The sequence below is a fragment of the Streptomyces sp. NPDC050504 genome, assembly GCF_044458065.1.
Classification (GTDB): domain Bacteria; phylum Actinomycetota; class Actinomycetes; order Streptomycetales; family Streptomycetaceae; genus Streptomyces.
In genome coordinates this window covers 786,466-805,995 of sequence record NZ_JBITHO010000005.1, presented here as the reverse complement: position 1 = coordinate 805,995, position 19,530 = coordinate 786,466, and the positions used below count along the sequence as shown (strand labels likewise).

At 70.8% G+C, this 19,530-nt stretch carries 16 protein-coding genes; all 16 read left to right on the top strand.

Annotation, left to right across the window (positions count from 1 at the left end):
* Positions 1-12 precede the first annotated feature (12 nt).
* The 16 genes from ACIBNE_RS22675 to recQ all read left to right on the top strand — a co-directional run bounded on the left by ACIBNE_RS22675 (position 13) and on the right by recQ (position 19,501).
* Positions 13-567 carry a NuoB/complex I 20 kDa subunit family protein gene (locus tag ACIBNE_RS22675; RefSeq protein WP_399274187.1) on the top strand — a complete coding sequence of 185 codons (555 nt, stop codon included), beginning with the start codon at positions 13-15 and terminating at the stop codon, positions 565-567.
* Positions 564-1,277 carry an NADH-quinone oxidoreductase subunit C gene (locus ACIBNE_RS22670; protein WP_399274185.1) on the top strand — a complete coding sequence of 238 codons (714 nt, stop codon included), beginning with the start codon at positions 564-566 and terminating at the stop codon, positions 1,275-1,277. Before ACIBNE_RS22675 ends, ACIBNE_RS22670 begins: the two co-directional genes overlap by 4 nt.
* Positions 1,277-2,599, top strand: a complete 1,323-nt coding sequence (locus ACIBNE_RS22665; protein ID WP_399274183.1) for an NADH-quinone oxidoreductase subunit D — start codon at positions 1,277-1,279, stop codon at positions 2,597-2,599. Before ACIBNE_RS22670 ends, ACIBNE_RS22665 begins: the two co-directional genes overlap by 1 nt.
* Positions 2,596-3,348 carry an NADH-quinone oxidoreductase subunit NuoE gene (gene nuoE, locus ACIBNE_RS22660; protein WP_399274181.1) on the top strand — a complete coding sequence of 251 codons (753 nt, stop codon included), beginning with the start codon at positions 2,596-2,598 and terminating at the stop codon, positions 3,346-3,348. Before ACIBNE_RS22665 ends, nuoE begins: the two co-directional genes overlap by 4 nt.
* Positions 3,348-4,703, top strand: a complete 1,356-nt coding sequence (gene nuoF / locus ACIBNE_RS22655) for an NADH-quinone oxidoreductase subunit NuoF (protein WP_399274179.1) — start codon at positions 3,348-3,350, stop codon at positions 4,701-4,703. Before nuoE ends, nuoF begins: the two co-directional genes overlap by 1 nt.
* Positions 4,700-7,189, top strand: coding sequence for an NADH-quinone oxidoreductase subunit G (locus ACIBNE_RS22650; RefSeq protein ID WP_399274177.1), 2,490 nt, complete (start codon positions 4,700-4,702; stop codon positions 7,187-7,189). Before nuoF ends, ACIBNE_RS22650 begins: the two co-directional genes overlap by 4 nt.
* On the top strand, positions 7,186-8,547 hold the full coding sequence (gene nuoH, locus ACIBNE_RS22645; protein WP_399274175.1) for an NADH-quinone oxidoreductase subunit NuoH: 1,362 nt from the start codon (positions 7,186-7,188) through the stop codon (positions 8,545-8,547). Before ACIBNE_RS22650 ends, nuoH begins: the two co-directional genes overlap by 4 nt.
* Positions 8,540-9,121, top strand: coding sequence for an NADH-quinone oxidoreductase subunit NuoI (gene nuoI / locus ACIBNE_RS22640; protein ID WP_399274173.1), 582 nt, complete (start codon positions 8,540-8,542; stop codon positions 9,119-9,121). The genes nuoH and nuoI overlap by 8 nt, the downstream gene beginning before the upstream one ends.
* Positions 9,118-9,954, top strand: a complete 837-nt coding sequence (locus tag ACIBNE_RS22635; RefSeq protein ID WP_399274171.1) for an NADH-quinone oxidoreductase subunit J — start codon at positions 9,118-9,120, stop codon at positions 9,952-9,954. The genes nuoI and ACIBNE_RS22635 overlap by 4 nt, the downstream gene beginning before the upstream one ends.
* Positions 9,951-10,250 (top strand): NADH-quinone oxidoreductase subunit NuoK, encoded by a 300-nt coding sequence (nuoK, locus tag ACIBNE_RS22630; RefSeq protein WP_307539564.1) that lies wholly within the window; start codon positions 9,951-9,953, stop codon positions 10,248-10,250. The genes ACIBNE_RS22635 and nuoK overlap by 4 nt, the downstream gene beginning before the upstream one ends.
* 15 nt (positions 10,251-10,265) lie before the next feature.
* Positions 10,266-12,161 carry an NADH-quinone oxidoreductase subunit L gene (gene nuoL / locus ACIBNE_RS22625; protein WP_399274169.1) on the top strand — a complete coding sequence of 632 codons (1,896 nt, stop codon included), beginning with the start codon at positions 10,266-10,268 and terminating at the stop codon, positions 12,159-12,161.
* 5 nt (positions 12,162-12,166) lie between these two features.
* Positions 12,167-13,723, top strand: a complete 1,557-nt coding sequence (locus tag ACIBNE_RS22620; RefSeq protein WP_399274167.1) for an NADH-quinone oxidoreductase subunit M — start codon at positions 12,167-12,169, stop codon at positions 13,721-13,723.
* Positions 13,720-15,369 (top strand): NADH-quinone oxidoreductase subunit NuoN, encoded by a 1,650-nt coding sequence (gene nuoN, locus ACIBNE_RS22615; protein WP_399274165.1) that lies wholly within the window; start codon positions 13,720-13,722, stop codon positions 15,367-15,369. The genes ACIBNE_RS22620 and nuoN overlap by 4 nt, the downstream gene beginning before the upstream one ends.
* A 171-nt stretch (positions 15,370-15,540) precedes the next feature.
* Positions 15,541-16,488, top strand: coding sequence for an AraC family transcriptional regulator (locus ACIBNE_RS22610; protein WP_399274163.1), 948 nt, complete (start codon positions 15,541-15,543; stop codon positions 16,486-16,488).
* A 133-nt stretch (positions 16,489-16,621) separates the two neighbouring features.
* Complete coding sequence (locus ACIBNE_RS22605; RefSeq protein ID WP_399274160.1) at positions 16,622-17,476, top strand: carbohydrate-binding protein; 855 nt, start codon at positions 16,622-16,624, stop codon at positions 17,474-17,476.
* A gap of 156 nt (positions 17,477-17,632) precedes the next feature.
* Positions 17,633-19,501 (top strand): DNA helicase RecQ, encoded by a 1,869-nt coding sequence (recQ, locus tag ACIBNE_RS22600; protein ID WP_399274158.1) that lies wholly within the window; start codon positions 17,633-17,635, stop codon positions 19,499-19,501.
* Positions 19,502-19,530 lie beyond the last annotated feature (29 nt).

Sequence of the window (19,530 nt, the reverse complement as noted above, 5' to 3'; positions counted from 1 at the left end):
AGGGGCACACCTATGGGACTCGAAGAGAAGCTGCCGAGCGGCTTTCTGCTTACCACCGTCGAACAGGCGGCGGGGTGGGTGCGGAAAGCATCCGTCTTCCCCGCCACCTTCGGCCTCGCCTGCTGCGCCATCGAGATGATGACGACCGGCGCAGGCCGGTACGACCTGGCGCGCTTCGGCATGGAGGTCTTCCGCGGTTCGCCGCGCCAGGCGGACCTCATGGTGGTGGCGGGACGGGTGAGCCAGAAGATGGCGCCCGTCGTGCGGCAGGTGTACGACCAGATGCCCAACCCCAAGTGGGTCATCTCCATGGGCGTCTGCGCCTCGTCGGGCGGGATGTTCAACAACTACGCGATCGTCCAGGGCGTCGACCACATCGTTCCGGTCGACATCTACCTGCCGGGCTGTCCGCCCCGCCCCGAGATGCTGATGGACGCGATCCTCAAGCTCCACGAGAAGATCCAGACGTCCAAGCTCGGCGTGAACGCCGAGGAAGCGGCCCGAGAGGCGGAGGAGGCCGCGCTCAAGTCGCTCCCCCTCATCGAGATGAAGGGGCTGCTGCGATGAGCGACGAGCACCTCAACGGCGGCGCGGTGCCCGCGCCGCGCGGCGACGGCGGCGAGGAGATCCGCGTCCAGCGCGGCATGTTCGGCGCCGACAACGGCGGCGACACCTCCGGCTACGGCGGCCTGGTCCGCTCCGTACGCCTGCCGGGCGAGGCCACCCGCCCGTACGGCGGCTGGTTCGACGAGGTCGCCGACGAGCTCGAAGGGGCCCTCGAAGAGCAGGACCTGCTCCCCGGGAACGCCATCGAGAAGACGGTCGTCGACCGCGGCGAGCTGACCTTCCACATCGCCCGCGAGCACCTGCCGCGCGTCGCCCGCACCCTGCGCGACGACCCGGCGCTGCGCTTCGAGCTCTGCACCGGAGTCAGCGGGGTCCACTACCCGCACGACAAGGGACGCGAGCTGCACGCGGTCTACCACCTGCGCTCGCTCACCCACGGACGGCTGATCCGGCTCGAAGTCAGTGCCCCCGACGCCGATCCGCACGTCCCCTCGTTGGTCGAGGTCTACCCGACCAACGACTGGCACGAGCGCGAGGCGTACGACTTCTTCGGCCTGATCTTCGACGGTCACCCCGCCCTCACCCGGATCATGATGCCGGACGACTGGCAGGGCCATCCGCAGCGCAAGGACTACCCGCTCGGCGGGATCGCCGTCGAGTACAAGGGCGCCCAGATCCCGGCTCCCGACCAGCGGAGGTCGTACAGCTGATGAGCACGTCACACGCATCTGCCCGGGAGACCACCGAAGGGACCGTGTACACGGTCACCGGCGGCGACTGGGACGAGATCGTCGAGCAGGCGGCCCGCGCCGACGACGAGCGCATCGTCGTCAACATGGGCCCCCAGCACCCCTCCACGCACGGAGTGCTCCGGCTCATCCTGGAGATCGACGGCGAGACGGTCACCGAGGCCCGCTGCGGCATCGGGTACCTGCACACCGGCATCGAGAAGAACACCGAGTTCCGCACCTGGACGCAGGGCACCACCTTCGCCACGCGCATGGACTACCTGACGCCGTTCTTCAACGAGACGGCGTACTGCCTGGCCGTGGAGAAGCTGCTCGGCATCGAGGACGACATCCCGGACCGGGCCAACGTCGTGCGCGTCATGCTGATGGAGCTCAACCGGCTCACCTCGCACCTGGTGTGCATCGCCACCGGCGGCATGGAACTCGGCGCGACCACCGTCATGGTGTACGGCTTCCGCGACCGCGAGTACATCCTCGACGCCTACGAGCTGATCACCGGACTGCGCATGAACCACGCGTACGTCCGCCCCGGCGGCCTGGCCCAGGACCTGCCGCCCGGCGCCGTCGACCAGCTGCGCGAGATGCTCAAGACCCTGCGGAAGAACCTGCCGGAGTACGACAAGCTCGCCACCGGCAACCCCATCTTCAAGGCCCGCATGCAGGGCATCGGCCACCTCGACCTCACCGGCTGCATGGCGCTCGGCGCCACCGGACCCGTCCTCCGCTCGGCCGGGCTCCCGCACGACCTGCGCCGCACCGACCCGTACTGCGGCTACGAGAACTACGAGTTCGACGTGCCGACCACGGACACCTGCGACGCGTACGGCCGCTTCCTGATCCGCGTCGAGGAGATGCACCAGTCGCTGCGCATCGTCGAGCAGTGCCTGGACCGGCTGGAGCCGGGGCCGGTCATGGTCGGGGACAAGAAGATCGCCTGGCCCGCGCAGCTCGCGCTCGGCCCGGACGGACTCGGCAACTCCCTCGACCACATCAAGAACATCATGGGCACCTCCATGGAGGCCCTGATCCACCACTTCAAGCTGGTGACCGAGGGCTTCCGGGTCCCGGCCGGGCAGGTCTACGCGGCCGTCGAGTCCCCCAAGGGCGAGTTCGGCGTGCACATGGTCTCCGACGGGGGCACCCGCCCCTACCGGGTCCACTTCCGCGACCCGTCCTTCACCAACCTCCAGTCCATGGCGGCGATGTGCGAGGGCGGCCAGGTGGCCGACGTCATCGTCGCCGTCGCGTCCCTCGACCCCGTGATGGGAGGCGTCGACCGATGACGGACATCCAGCTCGGGATGCCCCAACTGCCCGCCCCGGACTACCCGGACGACGTGCGCGCCCGCCTGGCGGCGGACGCGGAGGAGATCGTCGACCGCTACCCGGGCAGCCGCAGCGCCCTGCTCCCGCTGCTGCACCTCGTGCAGTCCGAGGAGGGGTACGTCTCCCGTACGGGCATGCGGTTCTGCGCGGACGTGCTCGGCCTGACCACGGCCGAGGTCACCGCCGTCGCCACCTTCTACTCGATGTACCGCCGCAAGCCGTCCGGCGACTACCAGGTCGGCGTCTGCACCAACACGCTCTGCGCGGTCATGGGCGGCGACGCCATCTTCGAGGAGCTGAAGGAGCACCTGGGCGTCGGCAACAACGAGACCACCGAGGACGGCAGGGTCACGCTGGAGCACATCGAGTGCAACGCGGCCTGCGACTTCGCCCCCGTCGTGATGGTCAACTGGGAGTTCTTCGACAACCAGACGCCCGAGTCGGCGAAGAAGCTGGTCGACGACCTCCGGGCGGGCCGTCCCGTCGAGCCCACCCGCGGCGCTCCCCTCTGTACGTACAAGGAGACCGCCCGCATCCTGGCGGGCTTCCCCGACGAGCGGCCGGGCGCCGTCGACGCGACCGGCGGCGCGGGCCCCGCCTCGCTCGTCGGACTGCGCCTCGCCAAGGGCGAGTCGCCGCTGCCCCGCGTGGTCCACCCGCGCGGCGAGGCCGTCCGGGACCAGCCGGCCACCGAGGAGGGGGAGTGATGACCTTGGCCACCGAGCTCAACGAGAACGGCACCAGCCCCGAGAAGCTGCTGGCGCCCGTGCTCTCCGCCTTCTGGGACCAGCCGGACTCCTGGACGCTGGACACCTACCGCCGCCACGACGGGTACGAGGGGCTGCGCAAGGCGCTCGCCATGTCGCCCGACGACCTCATCGCGTACGTGAAGGACTCGGGCCTGCGCGGGCGCGGCGGCGCGGGCTTCCCCACCGGCATGAAGTGGCAGTTCATCCCGCAGGGCGACGGCAAGCCGCACTACCTCGTCGTCAACGCCGACGAGTCGGAGCCCGGCACCTGCAAGGACATCCCGCTCCTCTTCGCCAATCCGCACAGCCTCATCGAAGGCATCGTGATCGCCTGCTACGCGATCCGCTCGAACCACGCCTTCATCTACCTGCGCGGCGAGGTCGTCCCCGTCCTGCGCAGGCTGCACGAAGCGGTGCGCGAGGCGTACGCCGCCGGATACCTCGGCACGAACGTCCTCGGCAGCGGACTCGACCTCGAACTCACCGTGCACGCGGGCGCCGGCGCGTACATCTGCGGCGAGGAGACCGCGCTGCTGGACTCGCTCGAAGGGCGTCGCGGGCAACCCAGGCTGCGTCCCCCCTTCCCGGCCGTGGCCGGTCTCTACGCCTGTCCCACTGTGGTGAACAACGTCGAATCCATCGCCTCGGTTCCCGCGATCCTCAACCGGGGCAAGGACTGGTTCAAGTCGATGGGCAGCGAGAAGTCCCCCGGCTTCACGCTCTACTCGCTCAGCGGCCACGTCGCCAACCCGGGCCAGTTCGAGGCCCCGCTGGGCATCACGCTGCGCCAGCTCCTCGACATGAGCGGCGGCATGCGGCCCGGCCACCGCCTCAAGTTCTGGACCCCGGGCGGCTCCTCGACCCCGATGTTCACCGACGAGCACCTCGACGTGCCCCTCGACTACGAGGGCGTGGGCGCCGCCGGGTCGATGCTCGGCACCAAGGCGCTCCAGTGCTTCGACGAGACGACCTGCGTGGTGCGGGCCGTCACGCGGTGGACCGAGTTCTACGCCCACGAGTCCTGCGGCAAGTGCACGCCCTGCCGCGAAGGGACCTACTGGCTGGTGCAGTTGCTGCGCGACATCGAGGCGGGCAAGGGCGCGCTGGAGGACCTCGACAAGCTGAACGACATCGCCGACAACATCAACGGCAAGTCGTTCTGCGCGCTCGGCGACGGCGCCGCGTCCCCCATCTTCTCCTCGCTCCAGTACTTCCGCGCGGAGTACGAGCAGCACATCACCGGCGGGCGCTGCCCCTTCGACCCGGCGAAGTCCACGGTGTGGGCCGACCAGCACATGGAGGTGACCTCATGACTGTCACCACGTCGAACCCCGCCGGAGGCGGCAGCGCCGCAGTACCGCCGGAGGATCTCGTCACGCTGACGATCGACGGCATCGAGATCAGCGTCCCCAAGGGCACGCTCGTCATCCGCGCCGCCGAACAGCTCGGCATCGAGATCCCGCGCTTCTGCGACCACCCCCTCCTCGACCCGGCCGGCGCCTGTCGGCAGTGCATCGTCGAGGTCGAGGGCCAGCGCAAGCCGATGGCCTCCTGCACCATCACCTGCACCGACGGCATGGTGGTCAAGTCGCAGCTCTCCTCCCCGGTCGCCGAGAAGGCGCAGCAGGGGGTCATGGAGCTGCTGCTGATCAACCACCCGCTGGACTGCCCGGTCTGCGACAAGGGCGGCGAGTGCCCGCTGCAGAACCAGGCCATGTCGCACGGCCAGTCCGACTCCCGCTTCGAGGGCAGGAAGCGGACGTACGAGAAGCCCGTGCCGATCTCCACCCAGGTGCTGCTCGACCGCGAGCGGTGCGTGCTCTGCGCCCGCTGCACCCGCTTCTCCAACCAGGTCGCGGGCGACCCGATGATCGAGCTGATCGAGCGCGGCGCGCTCCAGCAGGTCGGCACCGGCGAGGGCGACCCCTTCGAGTCGTACTTCTCCGGAAACACCATCCAGATCTGCCCGGTGGGCGCGCTGACCTCGGCGGCGTACCGGTTCCGCTCCCGCCCCTTCGACCTGGTGTCCACGCCCAGCGTGTGCGAGCACTGCGCGGGCGGCTGCGCGACCCGCACCGACCACCGGCGCGGCAAGGTCATGCGGCGGCTCGCGGCCGACGAGCCCGAGGTCAACGAGGAGTGGATCTGCGACAAGGGCCGCTTCGGCTTCCGGTACGCGCAACAGCGCGACCGGTTCACCACCCCGCTGGTGCGGAACGCGGACGGCGAGCTGGAGCCCGCCTCGTGGCCCGAGGCGCTCGAAGCCGCGGCGCGCGGACTGGTGCGCGGGCGGACCGGGGTCCTGGCGGGCGGCCGGCTGACCGTCGAGGACGCCTACGCGTACAGCAAGTTCGCCCGGGTCGCCCTGGACACCAACGACATCGACTTCAGGGCCCGCGCGCACAGCAGCGAGGAGGCCGACTTCCTGGCCGCCCGCGTCGCAGGGCGCGGCCGGGACCTGGACGGCAGCGGGGTCACGCACACCGCGCTCGAAGCGGCGCCCGCCGTGCTGCTCGTCGGGTTCGAGGCCGAGGAGGAGGCGCCCGGCGTCTTCCTGCGGCTGCGCAAGGCCCACCGCAAGCACGGCCAGCGGACGTTCTCGCTCGCCACGCACGCGACGCGGGGCCTGGCCAAGGCGGGCGGCGTGCTGCTGCCGGCCGCGCCCGGCACCGAGACCGAGTGGCTGGACGCGCTCGCGGGCGGCGTCGGCCTCGAAGGGGAGGGCGCGTCGGCGGCCGAGGCGCTGCGCGGCGACGGCAGCGTGATCGTCGTCGGCGAGCGGCTGGCGACGGTGCCCGGCGGGTTCACCGCCGCGGTGCGCCTCGCGTCCGCGACCGGCGCCCGGCTGGTGTGGGTGCCGCGCAGGGCCGGCGAGCGCGGCGCGGTGGAGGCGGGCGCGCTGCCCTCGCTGCTGCCGGGCGGGCGGCCCGCCACGGATCCGCGCGCACGCGAGGAGGTGGCCGCCGCCTGGGGCGTCGCACAACTGCCGCACCGCTACGGCCGCGACACCGGCCAGATCGTGGAGGCGGCCGCGGGCGGCGAGCTGCGCGCGCTGCTCGTCGCGGGCGTCGAGGTCGCTGACCTGCCGGACCCGGCGCGGGCGCGCGAGGCGCTCGCCGAGGTCGCGTTCGTGGTCTCGCTCGAACTGCGGCCCAGCGAGGTCACCGACCACGCGGACGTGGTGTTCCCGGTCGCGGCGGTCGCCGAGAAGCCCGGCACCTTCCTCAACTGGGAGGGCAGGGCCCGGATGTTCGAGGCCGCGCTGAAGCCCGAGCAGATGACGCGGCGGCTCGCCCCGGGCGACGCGCGCGTGCTGCACATGCTCGCCGACGCGATGGACGCGCACCTGGCGCTGCCCGACCTGAAGTCGGCGCGGCGCGAACTGGACCGGCTCGGCGGCTGGGACGGACCGCACGCCACCGACGCGCTGGCCACCGCCCGTCCGCTGCCCAGGCCCGCCGAGGGCGAGGCCGTACTGGCGGGCCACCGGCTCCTGCTCGACCGGGGGCGGCTCCAGGAGGGCGACGAGGCGCTGGCCGGGACCCGGCACGCGGCGGTCGCCCGGCTGTCGGCCACCACGGCGGCGGAGACCGGCGTCAAGGACGGCGACGCGCTCGCCGTCAGCGGTCCGCACGGCACCGTACGGCTGCCGCTCCAGGTGAGCGAGATGCCCGACCGGGTGGTGTGGCTGCCGCTCAACTCGACAGGCGGCGGCGTCCCTTCGGACCTCGGCGCCCGGCCGGGCGAACTGGTCCGGATCGCCCCGGCGACCGCCGAGATCACGGAGGTGGAGGGATGACGTACCAGTTCCTTGCTGCCGAGGACCTGTCCATGTTCGGACGGGACCCGTGGTGGCTGGTCGGCATCAAGGCGGTGTTCTGCTTCGCCTTCCTGATGGTGACCGTGCTGCTCTCCATCGTGTGGGAGCGCAAGGTCGTCGCCTGGATGCAGCTGCGCATCGGCCCGAACAGGAACGGCCCCTGGGGCCTGCTCCAGTCGCTCGCCGACGGCGTCAAGCTGATGCTGAAGGAAGACATCATCGTCAAGCGGGCGGACAAGGTCGTCTACGTCCTGGCCCCGATCGTCGCGGCCATCCCGGCGTTCATGGCGATCGCGGTGATCCCCTTCGGCCCGGCCGACAACCAGGTCTCGATCTTCGGCCACCGCACCGCGATGCAGCTCACCGACCTGCCGATCGCGATGCTCTACGTCCTCGCGGTCGCCTCGGTCGGCATCTACGGCATCGTGCTGGCCGGCTGGTCGTCCGGGTCGACGTACCCGCTGCTGGGCGGTCTGCGCTCGTGCGCGCAGATGATCTCGTACGAGATCGCCATGGGCGCGGCCTTCGCCTCGGTGTTCCTCTACTCCGGGTCGATGTCGACGTCGGCGATCGTGGAGGCGCAGGCGGACCGGTGGTTCGTGATCCTGCTGCCGGTCTCGTTCATCATCTACGTCGTCACGATGGTCGGCGAGACCAACCGGGCCCCGTTCGACATGCCGGAGTCCGAGGGCGACCTGGTCGGCGGCTTCAACACCGAGTACTCCTCCATCAAGTTCGCGATGTTCATGCTCGCCGAGTACGTGAACATGGTGACGGTCTCGGCCGTGTCGGTGACGCTCTTCCTGGGCGGCTGGCGGGCCCCGTACCCCATCTCCTCCTTCTGGGAGGGCGCGAACCACGGCTGGTGGCCGATGCTCTGGTTCGTCATCAAGGTCCAGCTGCTCCTCTTCTTCTTCATCTGGCTGCGCGGCACGCTGCCCCGCGTCCGCTACGACCAGCTGATGAAGCTCGGCTGGAAGGTCCTGATCCCGGTCTCGGTGGTCTGGCTGATGCTCGTCGCCTCCGTGCGCGCGCTCAGGAACGAGGGCAAGGACTTCTCCCAGATCCTGCTGTACGTGGGCGGGGCCGTCATCGCGATCCTGCTGGTCTCCTTCGTGGTCGACGTCTTCCGCGACCGGAGGGCGAAGGCCGAGCAGGCCGAGGCCGAGAAGTCGGTGCCCGCGTTCGACCCGATGGCGGGCGGCTTCCCCGTGCCGCCGCTGCCGGGGCAGACCCTGCCGCCGGTTCCGCGCCGACGGCCGCGGCGGGAGCGCGAGCTGATCGCCAGCGGCGGCGTGGACACTCAGAGTGACGACAAGGAGGTTGACGGTGTCTGACTTCCAGAACCCCGTCGCCGGCTTCGGCGTGACCTTCAAGGCCATGTTCAAGAAGCGGCTGACCGAGCAGTATCCGGAGCAGCAGAAGACCACGGCGCCGCGCTTCCACGGCAGGCACCAGCTCAACCGCCATCCGGACGGCCTGGAGAAGTGCGTCGGCTGCGAGCTGTGCGCCTGGGCCTGCCCGGCCGACGCGATCTACGTCGAGGGCGCGGACAACACCGACGAGGAGCGCTACTCGCCGGGCGAGCGGTACGGCCGGGTCTACCAGATCAACTACGCCCGCTGCATCCTGTGCGGGCTGTGCATCGAGGCCTGCCCGACCAGGGCGCTCACGATGACCAACGAGTTCGAGCTGGCCGACTCCTCCCGCGAGAACCTGATCTACACCAAGGAGCAGCTGCTCGCCGGGCTGACCGAAGGCATGGTGGACTCGCCGCACGCCATCTATCCGGGCATGGACGAGACGGCCTACTACCAGGGCCTGGTGACGCAGGCGGCGCCCGGCACCGAGCGGCAGGTCGCGCTCTCCAAGGGCGAGCGGCCCGCGGCGGCCGAGGGGGTGGAGGCGTGAGCGCCCTGGCCGCCGCCGCTGCCACCACGTCGACCGGCGAGGCCGTCCAGTTCTGGGTGCTCGGCACGGTCGCGGTGATCGGCGCCCTGTGCACCGTACTGATGAAGAGGGCCGTGCACAGCGCGCTGTGCCTCGCCGGGACGATGATCGTCCTGGCGGTCTTCTACCTCGCCAACGGCGCGTACTTCCTCGGCATCGTGCAGGTCGTCGTCTACACCGGCGCGATCATGATGCTGTTCCTCTTCGTGGTCATGCTGGTCGGCGTCACCGCCGCCGACTCGCTTCAGGAGACCATCAAGGGCCAGCGCTGGCTCGCCGTCCTGTGCGGGCTCGGCTTCGGCATCCTCCTGATCGCGGGCATCGGCAACGCCTCGCTGAAGACCTTCAACGGCCTGGGCGCGGCCAACACCGCGCACGGCGGGAACGTCGAGGGCCTGGCCCGGGAGATCTTCACGACGTACGTCTTCGCCTTCGAGATCACCGGCGCGCTGCTGATCACCGCGACCGTCGGCGCGATGGTGCTCACGCACCGGGAGCGCACCGAACGGGCCGCGACCCAGCGCGAGCTGGCCGCGAAGCGGGTGCGCGAGGGCAAGCACCTGCCGCCGCTGCCCGCCCCGGGCGTCTACGCCCGGCACAACGCCGTCGACATCCCGGGCCTGCTGCCGGACGGCACCCCGTCCGAGCTCACCGTCATGCAGACGCTGCGGCAGCGCGGGCAGATCCGCGACGTGTCGGGCGAGGCCCTGGCCGACCTCAAGGCGCTGGAGCAGCGCTCCGAGGAGCGGCTGGGCCGGGACCGTGACCAGGAAGATTCGGAGATCGCGAAGTGAATCCGGTCAACTACCTCTATCTCGCGGCGCTGTTGTTCACCATCGGCGCGTCCGGGGTGCTGATCAGGCGGAACGCGATCGTGGTCTTCATGTGCGTCGAGCTGATGCTCAACGCCTGCAACCTCGCCTTCGTCGCGTTCTCCCGGATGCACGGCAATCTCGACGGACAGATCATCGCCTTCTTCACGATGGTCGTCGCCGCCGCGGAGGTCGTGGTCGGACTGGCGATCATCGTGTCGCTCTTCCGCTCCCGCCACTCGGCCTCGGTCGACGACGCCAGCCTGATGAAGCTGTAAGGGGTCGCAAGAATCGTGGAGAACATGATCGCGCTGCTCGTCGCGGCGCCACTGCTCGGAGCGGCCGTCCTGCTGTGCGGCGGCCGCGGGCTCGACCGGGTCGGCCACTGGCTCGGCACGCTGCTCGCCGCCGCCTCCTTCGGCGTCGCCGCCGTGCTCTTCCTGGACATGCTGGGCAAGGACCCCGGCGAACGGGCGCTGCACCAGCACCTGTTCAGCTGGATCCCGGTGAACGACTTCCAGGCAGACGTCGCCTTCCAGCTGGACCAGCTGTCGATGACCTTCGTGCTCCTCATCACCGGGGTCGGCACGCTGATCCACGTGTACTCGATCGGGTACATGGAGCACGACGAGCGGCGCCGCCGCTTCTTCGGCTACCTCAACCTGTTCCTCGCGGCGATGCTGCTGCTGGTCCTCGCCGACAACTACCTGCTGCTGTACGTCGGCTGGGAGGGCGTGGGCCTCGCCTCGTACCTGCTCATCGGCTTCTGGCAGCACAAGCCCAGCGCGGCGACCGCCGCCAAGAAGGCGTTCCTGGTCAACCGCGTCGGCGACATGGGCCTGTCGATCGCGATCATGCTGATGTTCACCACGTTCGGGGCGTTCAGCTTCGACGCGGTGCTCGGCGGGGTCGAGCGGACCAGCGAGGGCAAGCTGACGGCGATCGGCCTGATGCTGCTGCTGGCGGCCTGCGGCAAGTCGGCCCAGGTGCCGCTTCAGTCCTGGCTGGGCGACGCGATGGAGGGCCCGACCCCGGTCTCGGCCCTGATCCACGCGGCGACCATGGTCACCGCGGGCGTCTACCTGATCGTGCGCTCCGGCGAGGTGTTCAACGCCGCGCCCGACGCGCAGCTGGTCGTCACGATCGTCGGCACGGTCACGCTGCTGTTCGGTGCGATCGTCGGTTGCGCCAAGGACGACATCAAGAAGGCGCTCGCCGGGTCGACGATGTCCCAGATCGGGTACATGGTGCTGGCCGCGGGCCTCGGCCCGATCGGCTACGCCTTCGCGATCATGCACCTGGTGACGCACGGCTTCTTCAAGGCCGGGCTCTTCCTCGGCGCCGGATCGGTCATGCACGGCATGAACGACGAGGTCGACATGCGCAAGTACGGCGGCCTCAGGAAGCACATGCCGGTCACCTTCGCCACCTTCGGCCTCGGCTACCTCGCCATCATCGGCTTCCCCGGCCTCTCCGGCTTCTTCTCCAAGGACAAGATCATCGAGGCGGCCTTCGCCAAGGGCGGCACGGAGGGCTGGATCCTCGGCCTCTGCGCCCTGCTGGGCGCCGCGATCACCGCGTTCTACATGACGCGCGTGATGCTGATGACCTTCTTCGGCGAGAAGCGCTGGCAGCCGGACGCCCAGGGCAACGCGCCGCATCCGCACGAGTCGCCCAAGTCGATGACGATCCCCATGGTCCTGCTGGCCTTCGGCTCGGTCTTCGCGGGCGGCGTCTTCGCCATCGGCGACCGGTTCGTCAACTGGCTCAAGCCCGTCACGGACTTCGAGCACGGCCACCCGCCGATCAGCGCGGGCGCGGTCACGGCCGCCACGGTCGCGGTCATGGTGGTCGGCGTGGGCATCGCCTACCTCCAGTACGGCCGCCGCCCCGTCCCGGTCACCGCCCCGCGCGGCTCGCTGCTCACCCGGGCCGCCCGCCGCGACCTGCTCCAGGACGACTTCAACCACGTGGTCCTGGTGCGCGGCGGCGAGCACCTCACCCGCTCGCTGGTCTACGTCGACCACTCCCTGGTCGACGGCGTGGTCAACGGCACGGCGGCGGCCTTCGGCGGCGCGTCGGGCCGCCTGCGCAAGCTCCAGAACGGCTACGTCCGCTCGTACGCGGTCTCGATGTTCGGAGGTACGGCGGTGCTGATTGCCGCGACCCTGCTGATGAGGGCGGTGTAACTGCCATGTCGTTCCCGCTCCTTACGGCGACCGCGGCGCTCCCGGCGGTCGGTGCGATCGTCACCGCCGCGGTCCCCGCGGCGCAGCGCACCGCCGCCAAGTGGCTGGCGCTGCTCTTCTCGCTGGGCACGCTCGTGCTCGCCGCGGCCGTCTTCCTGCGCTTCGAGCCGGGCGGCGACCGCTACCAGCTGACCGAGTCGCACGCCTGGATCAAGGACTTCGGGGTCCGCTACGAACTGGGCGTCGACGGCATCGGGGTGGCGCTCATCGCGCTCACCGCGCTGCTGATCCCGTTCGTGATCGTCGCCGGGTGGCACGACGCGGACCCGCTGGAGACGTCGAACTCCCGGTGGCGCCCGACGCAGGGCTTCTTCGCCCTGATCCTGATGGTCGAGGCGATGGTGATCCTCTCCTTCGAGGCCACCGACGTCTTCCTCTTCTACATCCTCTTCGAGGCCATGCTCATCCCGATGTACTTCCTCATCGGGGGCTTCGGGGACCGGGCGCACGCGGGCTCCGACGAGAACGCGGCGGCCCAGCGGTCGTACGCGGCGGTGAAGTTCCTGCTCTACAACCTGGTCGGCGGGCTCATCATGCTGGCCGCCGTCATCGGGCTGTACGTGGTGACGGGGACCTTCTCGCTCGCCGAGGCCAGCGGCGCGGAGATGGCGACCAGCACCGAGCGCTGGCTCTTCCTCGGCTTCTTCTTCGCCTTCGCGGTGAAGGCCCCGCTGTGGCCGCTGCACACCTGGCTGCCCAACGCGATGGGGGAGTCGACCGCCCCGGTCGCCGTACTGATCACGGCCGTGGTCGACAAGGTCGGCACGTTCGCGATGCTCCGCTTCTGCCTGGGGCTCTTCCCGAATGCGAGCGAGTGGGCGACGCCGGTGATCCTGGCGCTCGCGCTGGTCAGCATCGTGTACGGGGCGCTGCTCGCGGTCGGCCAGCGGGACATCAAGCGCCTGGTGGCGTACGCCTCGATCTCGCACTTCGGCTTCATCGTCCTCGGCATCTTCGCGATGACCAGCCAGGGCCAGTCGGGCGCCACGCTCTACATGGTCAACCACGGGATCTCGACGGCGGCGCTGATGCTGGTCGCCGGGTTCCTGATCAGCAGGCGCGGCTCGCGGCTCATCGCGGACTACGGCGGGGTGCAGAAGGTGGCCCCGGTGCTCGCCGGGACGTTCCTGATCGGCGGGCTGGCCACGCTGTCGATGCCGGGACTCGCCCCGTTCGTCAGCGAGTTCCTGGTCCTGGTCGGCGCGTTCGCCGCGTACCCGGTGGTCGGGATCGTCGCGACCTCCGGCATCGTGCTCGCCGCGCTGTACGTCCTGGTGCTCTACCAGCGCACCATGACGGGCCCGGTCAAGGCCGAGGTGCGGGGCATGCCCGACCTCAAGGCGCGTGAGCTGGCGGTCGTGGTGCCGCTGATCGCGCTGCTGGTCTTCCTGGGCGTCTACCCCAAGCCGCTGACCGACGTCGTCAACCCGGCGGTGAACCACACCATGGTCCAGGACCTGGACAAGAAGGACCCGAAGCCCGAAGTGGAGGCCGCCAAGTGAGCGCACCAGCTGTCCACGGCCTGTGGACGACGGCAGCCGAGCCACTGGACAAGATCACGGCGCCGGACATCGAGTACGCCCAGCTCGCCCCGGTCCTGATCGTCGTCGGCGCGGCCGTCCTCGGCATCCTGGTCGAGGCGTTCGTCCCGCGCAGGGCGCGCTACCACTCCCAGCTGTTCCTCTCCGTCGTCGCGCTCGCCGCGTCCTTCGCGGCCGTGGTCGCGCTCGCGGCCGGGGGGTACGGCACCACCAAGGCGAGGATCGCCGCGATGGGCGCCGTCGCGGTCGACGGGCCCGCGCTCTTCCTCCAGGGCACGATCCTGCTGGCGTCGATCGTCGCCGTCTTCACCTTCGCCGAGCGCAGGCTGGATCCGGAGGCGCACGGCAGCCGGGTCGACTCCTTCGTCGCCGAGGCCGCGGCCGTGCCGGGCAGCGACGCCGAGAAGGAGGCGGTCAAGGCCGGGTTCACCACCACCGAGGTGTTCCCGCTGGCCCTCTTCGCGGTCGCCGGCATGCTGGTCTTCCCGGCCGCCAACGACCTGCTGACGCTCTTCATCGCGCTGGAGGTCTTCTCCCTCCCGCTCTACCTCCTGTGCGCGCTCGCCCGCCGCAAGCGGCTGATGTCGCAGGAGTCCGCGGTGAAGTACTTCCTGCTCGGCGCGTTCTCCTCGGCGTTCCTGCTCTTCGGGATCGCCCTGCTGTACGGCTACGCGGGCTCCGTCTCGTACGGGAAGATCGCCCAGGTCGTCGACGGCTCCGTCCAGGAGATCGACCCGGCGCTCGCCGACACCATGGGCAACGACGTGCTGCTGCTGATGGGCGCCGCGATGATCCTCGTCGGCCTGCTCTTCAAGGTCGGCGCGGTCCCCTTCCACATGTGGACCCCGGACGTCTACCAGGGCGCCCCGACGCCGGTCACCGGCTTCATGGCCGCCGCGACCAAGGTCGCCGCGTTCGGCGCGCTGCTGCGCCTGCTGTACGTGGTGCTGCCGGGCCTCACCTGGGACTGGCGGCCGGTCATGTGGGGCGTCGCGATCGTCACCATGATCGGCGGCGCGGTCGTGGCGATCACCCAGACGGACATCAAGCGCCTGCTGGCGTACTCCTCGGTCGCGCACGCGGGCTTCATCCTCGCGGGCGTCATCGCGGCCACCCCGGACGGCATCTCCTCGGTCCTCTTCTACCTGGGCGCGTACTCCTTCGTGACGATCGGCGCGTTCGCGGTGGTCACGCTGGTGCGCGACGCGGGCGGCGAGGCGACGCACCTGTCCAAGTGGGCCGGGCTCGGGCGGCGGTCGCCGCTGGTGGCGGCGGTCTTCGCGGTGTTCCTGCTGGCCTTCGCGGGCATCCCGCTGACCTCCGGGTTCACGGGCAAGTTCGCGGTGTTCAAGGCGGCGGCCGAGGGCGGCGCGGGGCCGCTGGTGGTGGTCGGCGTGATCGCGTCGGCGATCGCCGCGTTCTTCTACATCCGGGTCATCGTGCTGATGTTCTTCAGCGAGCCGAAGCCCGAGGGGCCGACGGTCGCGGTGCCCTCGCCGCTGACGACGACGACGATCGCGGTCGGGGTGGCGGTGACGCTGGTGCTGGGCCTCGCGCCGCAGTACTTCCTCGACCTCGCGGGGCAGGCGGGCGTGTTCGTCCGGTAGTCCGCGCGGCGCTGCGAAGGGCCCGGCCCGCCCCCTTTCCGACGGGGGCGGGCCGGGCCCTTCCGCGTGCCGTCCGGGCCCCCGCGGGCCCCGTTCGACCTGGCCATATCGTCGGCCCAGAGGGCCGGTTCGTATGTTCCGGGCGGGCACCTCGCGTGCCATCGTGGCGGGATGAGCGGCGCCACGGTGTTAACCGACGGGGACATCGAGGACGAGCCGGCCGGGGTGTTCCCGATGCACCGGCTCGACGTCCCGATGCCCAACTCCCTGCCCTTCGCGATCGGTACGTTCGACAGCATCGGCCCCATGTCCAGGGCGGACTTCCCGCACCGGCACACCTTCTACGAGATCGTGTACGTCACCGGGGGCACCGGCACCCACGTGCGCGATCTGCACCGTGCCGAACTGCGGCCGCCGCACCTGGAGTTCATCCTGCCCGGCCAGCTGCACCACTGGGAGGACTGCCGGGGCGTCGAGGGGTACGTGGTGCTCTTCACCGAGGACTTCCTGCTCGACCACCCGGGCGACCGCGAGATCCTGCGGCGCCTGGGCGCGGCCCCCTGGCGGCGGCTCGACGAGCGGGCGAACGGCTGGGCGGGGCCCCTGGTCGCGGACCTCGACCGGGAGTACCGCATGGGGGCCGGGGGCTTCGACTCCGTGCTGCGGGCGCTGCTGCACATACTGATCGTCAGGGCGGGGAGGCGGCTGGCCGAGGGGCCGGCCGTGCCCGAGCGGGCGCCGTCGGTGGTCGAGGAGTTCGTGGGGCTCGTCGCGGGGTCCGATCCGGCGGGGCTCTCGGTACGGGCCTGTGCGGAGCGGATAGGGGTGTCGGTGGGGCACCTCTCGGAGATCGTGAAGGAGGCGACGGGGCGGACGCCCGGCGAGCTGGTGCGCCAGGCCAGGACGCACGAGGCGAAGCGGCTGCTCGCGCGCACCGAACTGACGGTGCGTCAGGTCGCGCTGCGGGTGGGGTTCGACGATCCGGCGTACTTCTGCCGCTTCTTCCGGCGGGAGACGGGGACGAGTCCGGGGGCGTTCCGTAAGGGCGGCGGGGATTTTCACCACGATCACCGAATCCCGTCCATCGCCGGGAGCGGGGCCGGGTCCATAGGTTCTTAGCCGAACCCCCGTCGGCCACCGTGCCGCCCGGCACCGGCCCATTCCCGCGACAGATCCCCCTGTTCTCCCCCCGATTTCCCCGATCCCCACCCCCCACCCCATCCCCCTTCTTCTCCCCTCCCCAGGAGTTGGCATGGACGGAACATCCGAAGGAACCGGCGAGTACGGCGAGCACACGGCCGAACAGAACGCCGCCACCGGGCCGAGCCGCAAGACGGTGCTCAAGGCCGCGCTCGCCGCGGGCGCCGCCGTACCGATGGCCCTGATCGGCGTCCCCGCACTGGCCAGGACGTCGGCGAACAGCGGTACGGAGCTGGAGCCCACGCCCTTCTGCGACGACGGCGACGACCCCACGCCGCCGCAGATGGAAGGCCCGTACTTCAAGCCGAACTCGCCCAAGCGCACCTCGCTCGTGGACGCGAGCACCCCCGGCACCCGCCTGACCGTCTCCGGCTACGTCTTCGGCCGCTCGTGTCAGCCGATAGCCAACGCGCTGCTGGACTTCTGGCAGGCGGACGTGAACGGCGCGTACGACAACACCGGCTTCCGCTTCCGCGGCCACCAGTTCACCAACGCGCAGGGCGGCTTCTCGCTCTCCACGATCGTGCCCGGCCTCTACCCGGGCCGCACCCGGCACATCCACGTCAAGGTCCAGGCGCCGGGACAGCCCATCCTCACCACCCAGCTGTACTTCCCCGGCGAGCCGCGCAACAACACCGACTCGCTCTTCGACCCGCGCCTGCTGATGAACGTCCGGCAGTCGAACCCGGGCAAGGAGGCGGCCTTCGACTTCGTGCTGAACGTCCGGCAGGGCCCGGGTCCCGGCCCGTCGAACCCGCCAGGCGGCACCACCTGGACGGTCGGCACGTCCTACACGGCAGGAGCCCGGGTCACGTACGGCGGCACGGGCTACGTATGCCTCCAGTCGCACACCGCACAGCCGGGGTGGGAGCCCCCGGCAACGCCCTCGCTGTGGCGGGTGGGCTGAGCGAGGCGTGTGAGGTGTGTGTGAGGCGCCGGGCGCGGGGCCCGGCGCCTTGACCCCGCCCGTGGGTGCTCCCGTGTGGTCCGTGGCTGTCAGTGGCTGGCCCTAAGGTGGCCGAGTGACTGCCGGACCTGGACCGAACCCACGGGGGACAGAGCGATGAGCGGCGACGCGCTGGAGACGCTGCGGAAGGTCTTCGGGTACGAGAGCTTCCGCGGCGAGCAGGCGGCGATCATCGACCAGGTGGTCGGCGGCGGCGACGCGGTCGTCCTCATGCCGACCGGCGGCGGAAAGTCGCTCTGCTACCAGATCCCGGCGCTGGTCAGACCCGGTACGGGCGTGGTGGTCTCCCCGCTCATCGCGCTCATGCAGGACCAGGTCGACGCGCTGCGGGCGCTGGGCGTGCGGGCCGGGTTCATCAACTCGACGCAGGACTTCGACGAGCGCCGCACGGTCGAGGCGGAGTTCCTGGCCGGCGAGCTCGACCTGCTCTACCTGGCGCCCGAGCGGCTGCGCGTCGAAGCGACGCTCGGCCTGCTCGCGCGCGGGAAGATCTCCCTCTTCGCGATCGACGAGGCGCACTGCGTGGCCCAGTGGGGCCACGACTTCCGCCCCGACTACCTCGCGCTCTCGCTGCTCGGCGAGCGCTGGCCCGACGTGCCGCGCATCGCGCTGACCGCGACGGCGACCCGCGCCACGCACCAGGAGATCACCCAGCGCCTCGGCCTGGAGAAGGCCGAGCACTTCGTCGCGGGCTTCGACCGGCCCAACATCCAGTACCGCGTCGTGCCCAAGAGCGACCCCAAGAAGCAGCTGCTCGCCTTCCTCAAGGAGGAGCACGCGGGGGACGCGGGCATCGTCTACTGCCTCTCGCGCGCCTCGGTCGAGAAGACCGCCGAGTTCCTCTGCAAGAACGGCGTGGAGGCCGTGCCGTACCACGCGGGCCTGGACGCGGGCACCCGCGCCGCCCACCAGTCGCGCTTCCTGCGCGAGGAGGGCCTGGTGGTCTGCGCGACCATCGCCTTCGGCATGGGCATCGACAAGCCCGACGTGCGCTTCGTGGCCCACCTCGACCTGCCCAAGTCGGTCGAGGGGTACTACCAGGAGACGGGCCGCGCCGGCCGCGACGGACTGCCCTCGACGGCCTGGATGGCGTACGGCCTCCAGGACGTCGTCCAGCAGCGCAAGATGCTGCTCGGCGGCGAGGGCGACGAGAACTTCCGGCGCAGGGCCACCGCGCAGCTCGACGCGATGCTGGCGCTCTGCGAGGCGGCGTCCTGCCGCCGCGCCCAGCTCCTCCAGTACTTCGGCCAGGAGGCCGGCGAGGCGACCTGCGGCAACTGCGACACCTGTCTGACCCCGCCCGAGACCTGGGACGGCACGGTCGCCGCGCAGAAGCTGCTGTCCACGGTGGTGCGCCTGGACCGGGAGCGGCGGCAGAAGTTCGGCGCGGGCCAGATCATCGACATCCTGCTCGGCAAGCGGACCGCGAAGGTCATCCAGTTCGACCACGACCAGCTGTCGGTGTTCGGCATCGGCGAGGAGCTGTCGGAGGCTGGCTGGCGGGGCGTGGTGCGCCAGCTGCTGGCCCAGGGGCTGCTCGCGGTCGAGGGGGAGTACGGCACGCTGGTGCTGACCGGGACGAGCGGGGACGTGCTGGCGCGGCGCCGCGAGGTGCCGCTGCGCAAGGAGGCGGCGCCCGCGAAGAAGGCGCGCACGTCGTCGGGGTCGGGGTCGGGCTCGGAGCGCAAGGCGAAGGCCGTGGTCGACCTGGCGCCGGAGGACGTGCCGCTCTTCGAGGCGCTGCGCGCCTGGCGGGCCGCGCAGGCCAAGGAACAGGGCGTCCCGGCGTACGTGATCTTCCACGACGCGACGCTGCGCGAGATCGCGAGCACGAAGCCCGGGTCGGTGGCGGAGCTGGGGACGATCGGCGGGGTCGGCGAGAAGAAGCTCGCGACGTACGGGGAGGGCGTGCTGGCCGCGCTCGCGGAGGCGAGCGGTTCGGCGCCCGGTTCGGCTGCGGAGTGAGGACGGCGGAGTGAGGACGGCGGAGTGAG

What these genes read in the sequence shown, in the direction of transcription:
- ACIBNE_RS22675 (WP_399274187.1), top strand. Translation starts at nt 13, where the DNA reads ATGGGACTCGAAGAGAAGCTGCCGAGCGGCTTTCTGCTTACCACCGTC.
- ACIBNE_RS22670 (WP_399274185.1), top strand. Translation starts at nt 564, where the DNA reads ATGAGCGACGAGCACCTCAACGGCGGCGCGGTGCCCGCGCCGCGCGGC.
- ACIBNE_RS22665 (WP_399274183.1), top strand. Translation starts at nt 1,277, where the DNA reads ATGAGCACGTCACACGCATCTGCCCGGGAGACCACCGAAGGGACCGTG.
- nuoE (WP_399274181.1), top strand. Translation starts at nt 2,596, where the DNA reads ATGACGGACATCCAGCTCGGGATGCCCCAACTGCCCGCCCCGGACTAC.
- nuoF (WP_399274179.1), top strand. Translation starts at nt 3,348, where the DNA reads ATGACCTTGGCCACCGAGCTCAACGAGAACGGCACCAGCCCCGAGAAG.
- ACIBNE_RS22650 (WP_399274177.1), top strand. Translation starts at nt 4,700, where the DNA reads ATGACTGTCACCACGTCGAACCCCGCCGGAGGCGGCAGCGCCGCAGTA.
- nuoH (WP_399274175.1), top strand. Translation starts at nt 7,186, where the DNA reads ATGACGTACCAGTTCCTTGCTGCCGAGGACCTGTCCATGTTCGGACGG.
- ACIBNE_RS22620 (WP_399274167.1), top strand. Translation starts at nt 12,167, where the DNA reads ATGTCGTTCCCGCTCCTTACGGCGACCGCGGCGCTCCCGGCGGTCGGT.
- ACIBNE_RS22610 (WP_399274163.1), top strand. Translation starts at nt 15,541, where the DNA reads ATGAGCGGCGCCACGGTGTTAACCGACGGGGACATCGAGGACGAGCCG.
- ACIBNE_RS22605 (WP_399274160.1), top strand. Translation starts at nt 16,622, where the DNA reads ATGGACGGAACATCCGAAGGAACCGGCGAGTACGGCGAGCACACGGCC.
- recQ (WP_399274158.1), top strand. Translation starts at nt 17,633, where the DNA reads ATGAGCGGCGACGCGCTGGAGACGCTGCGGAAGGTCTTCGGGTACGAG.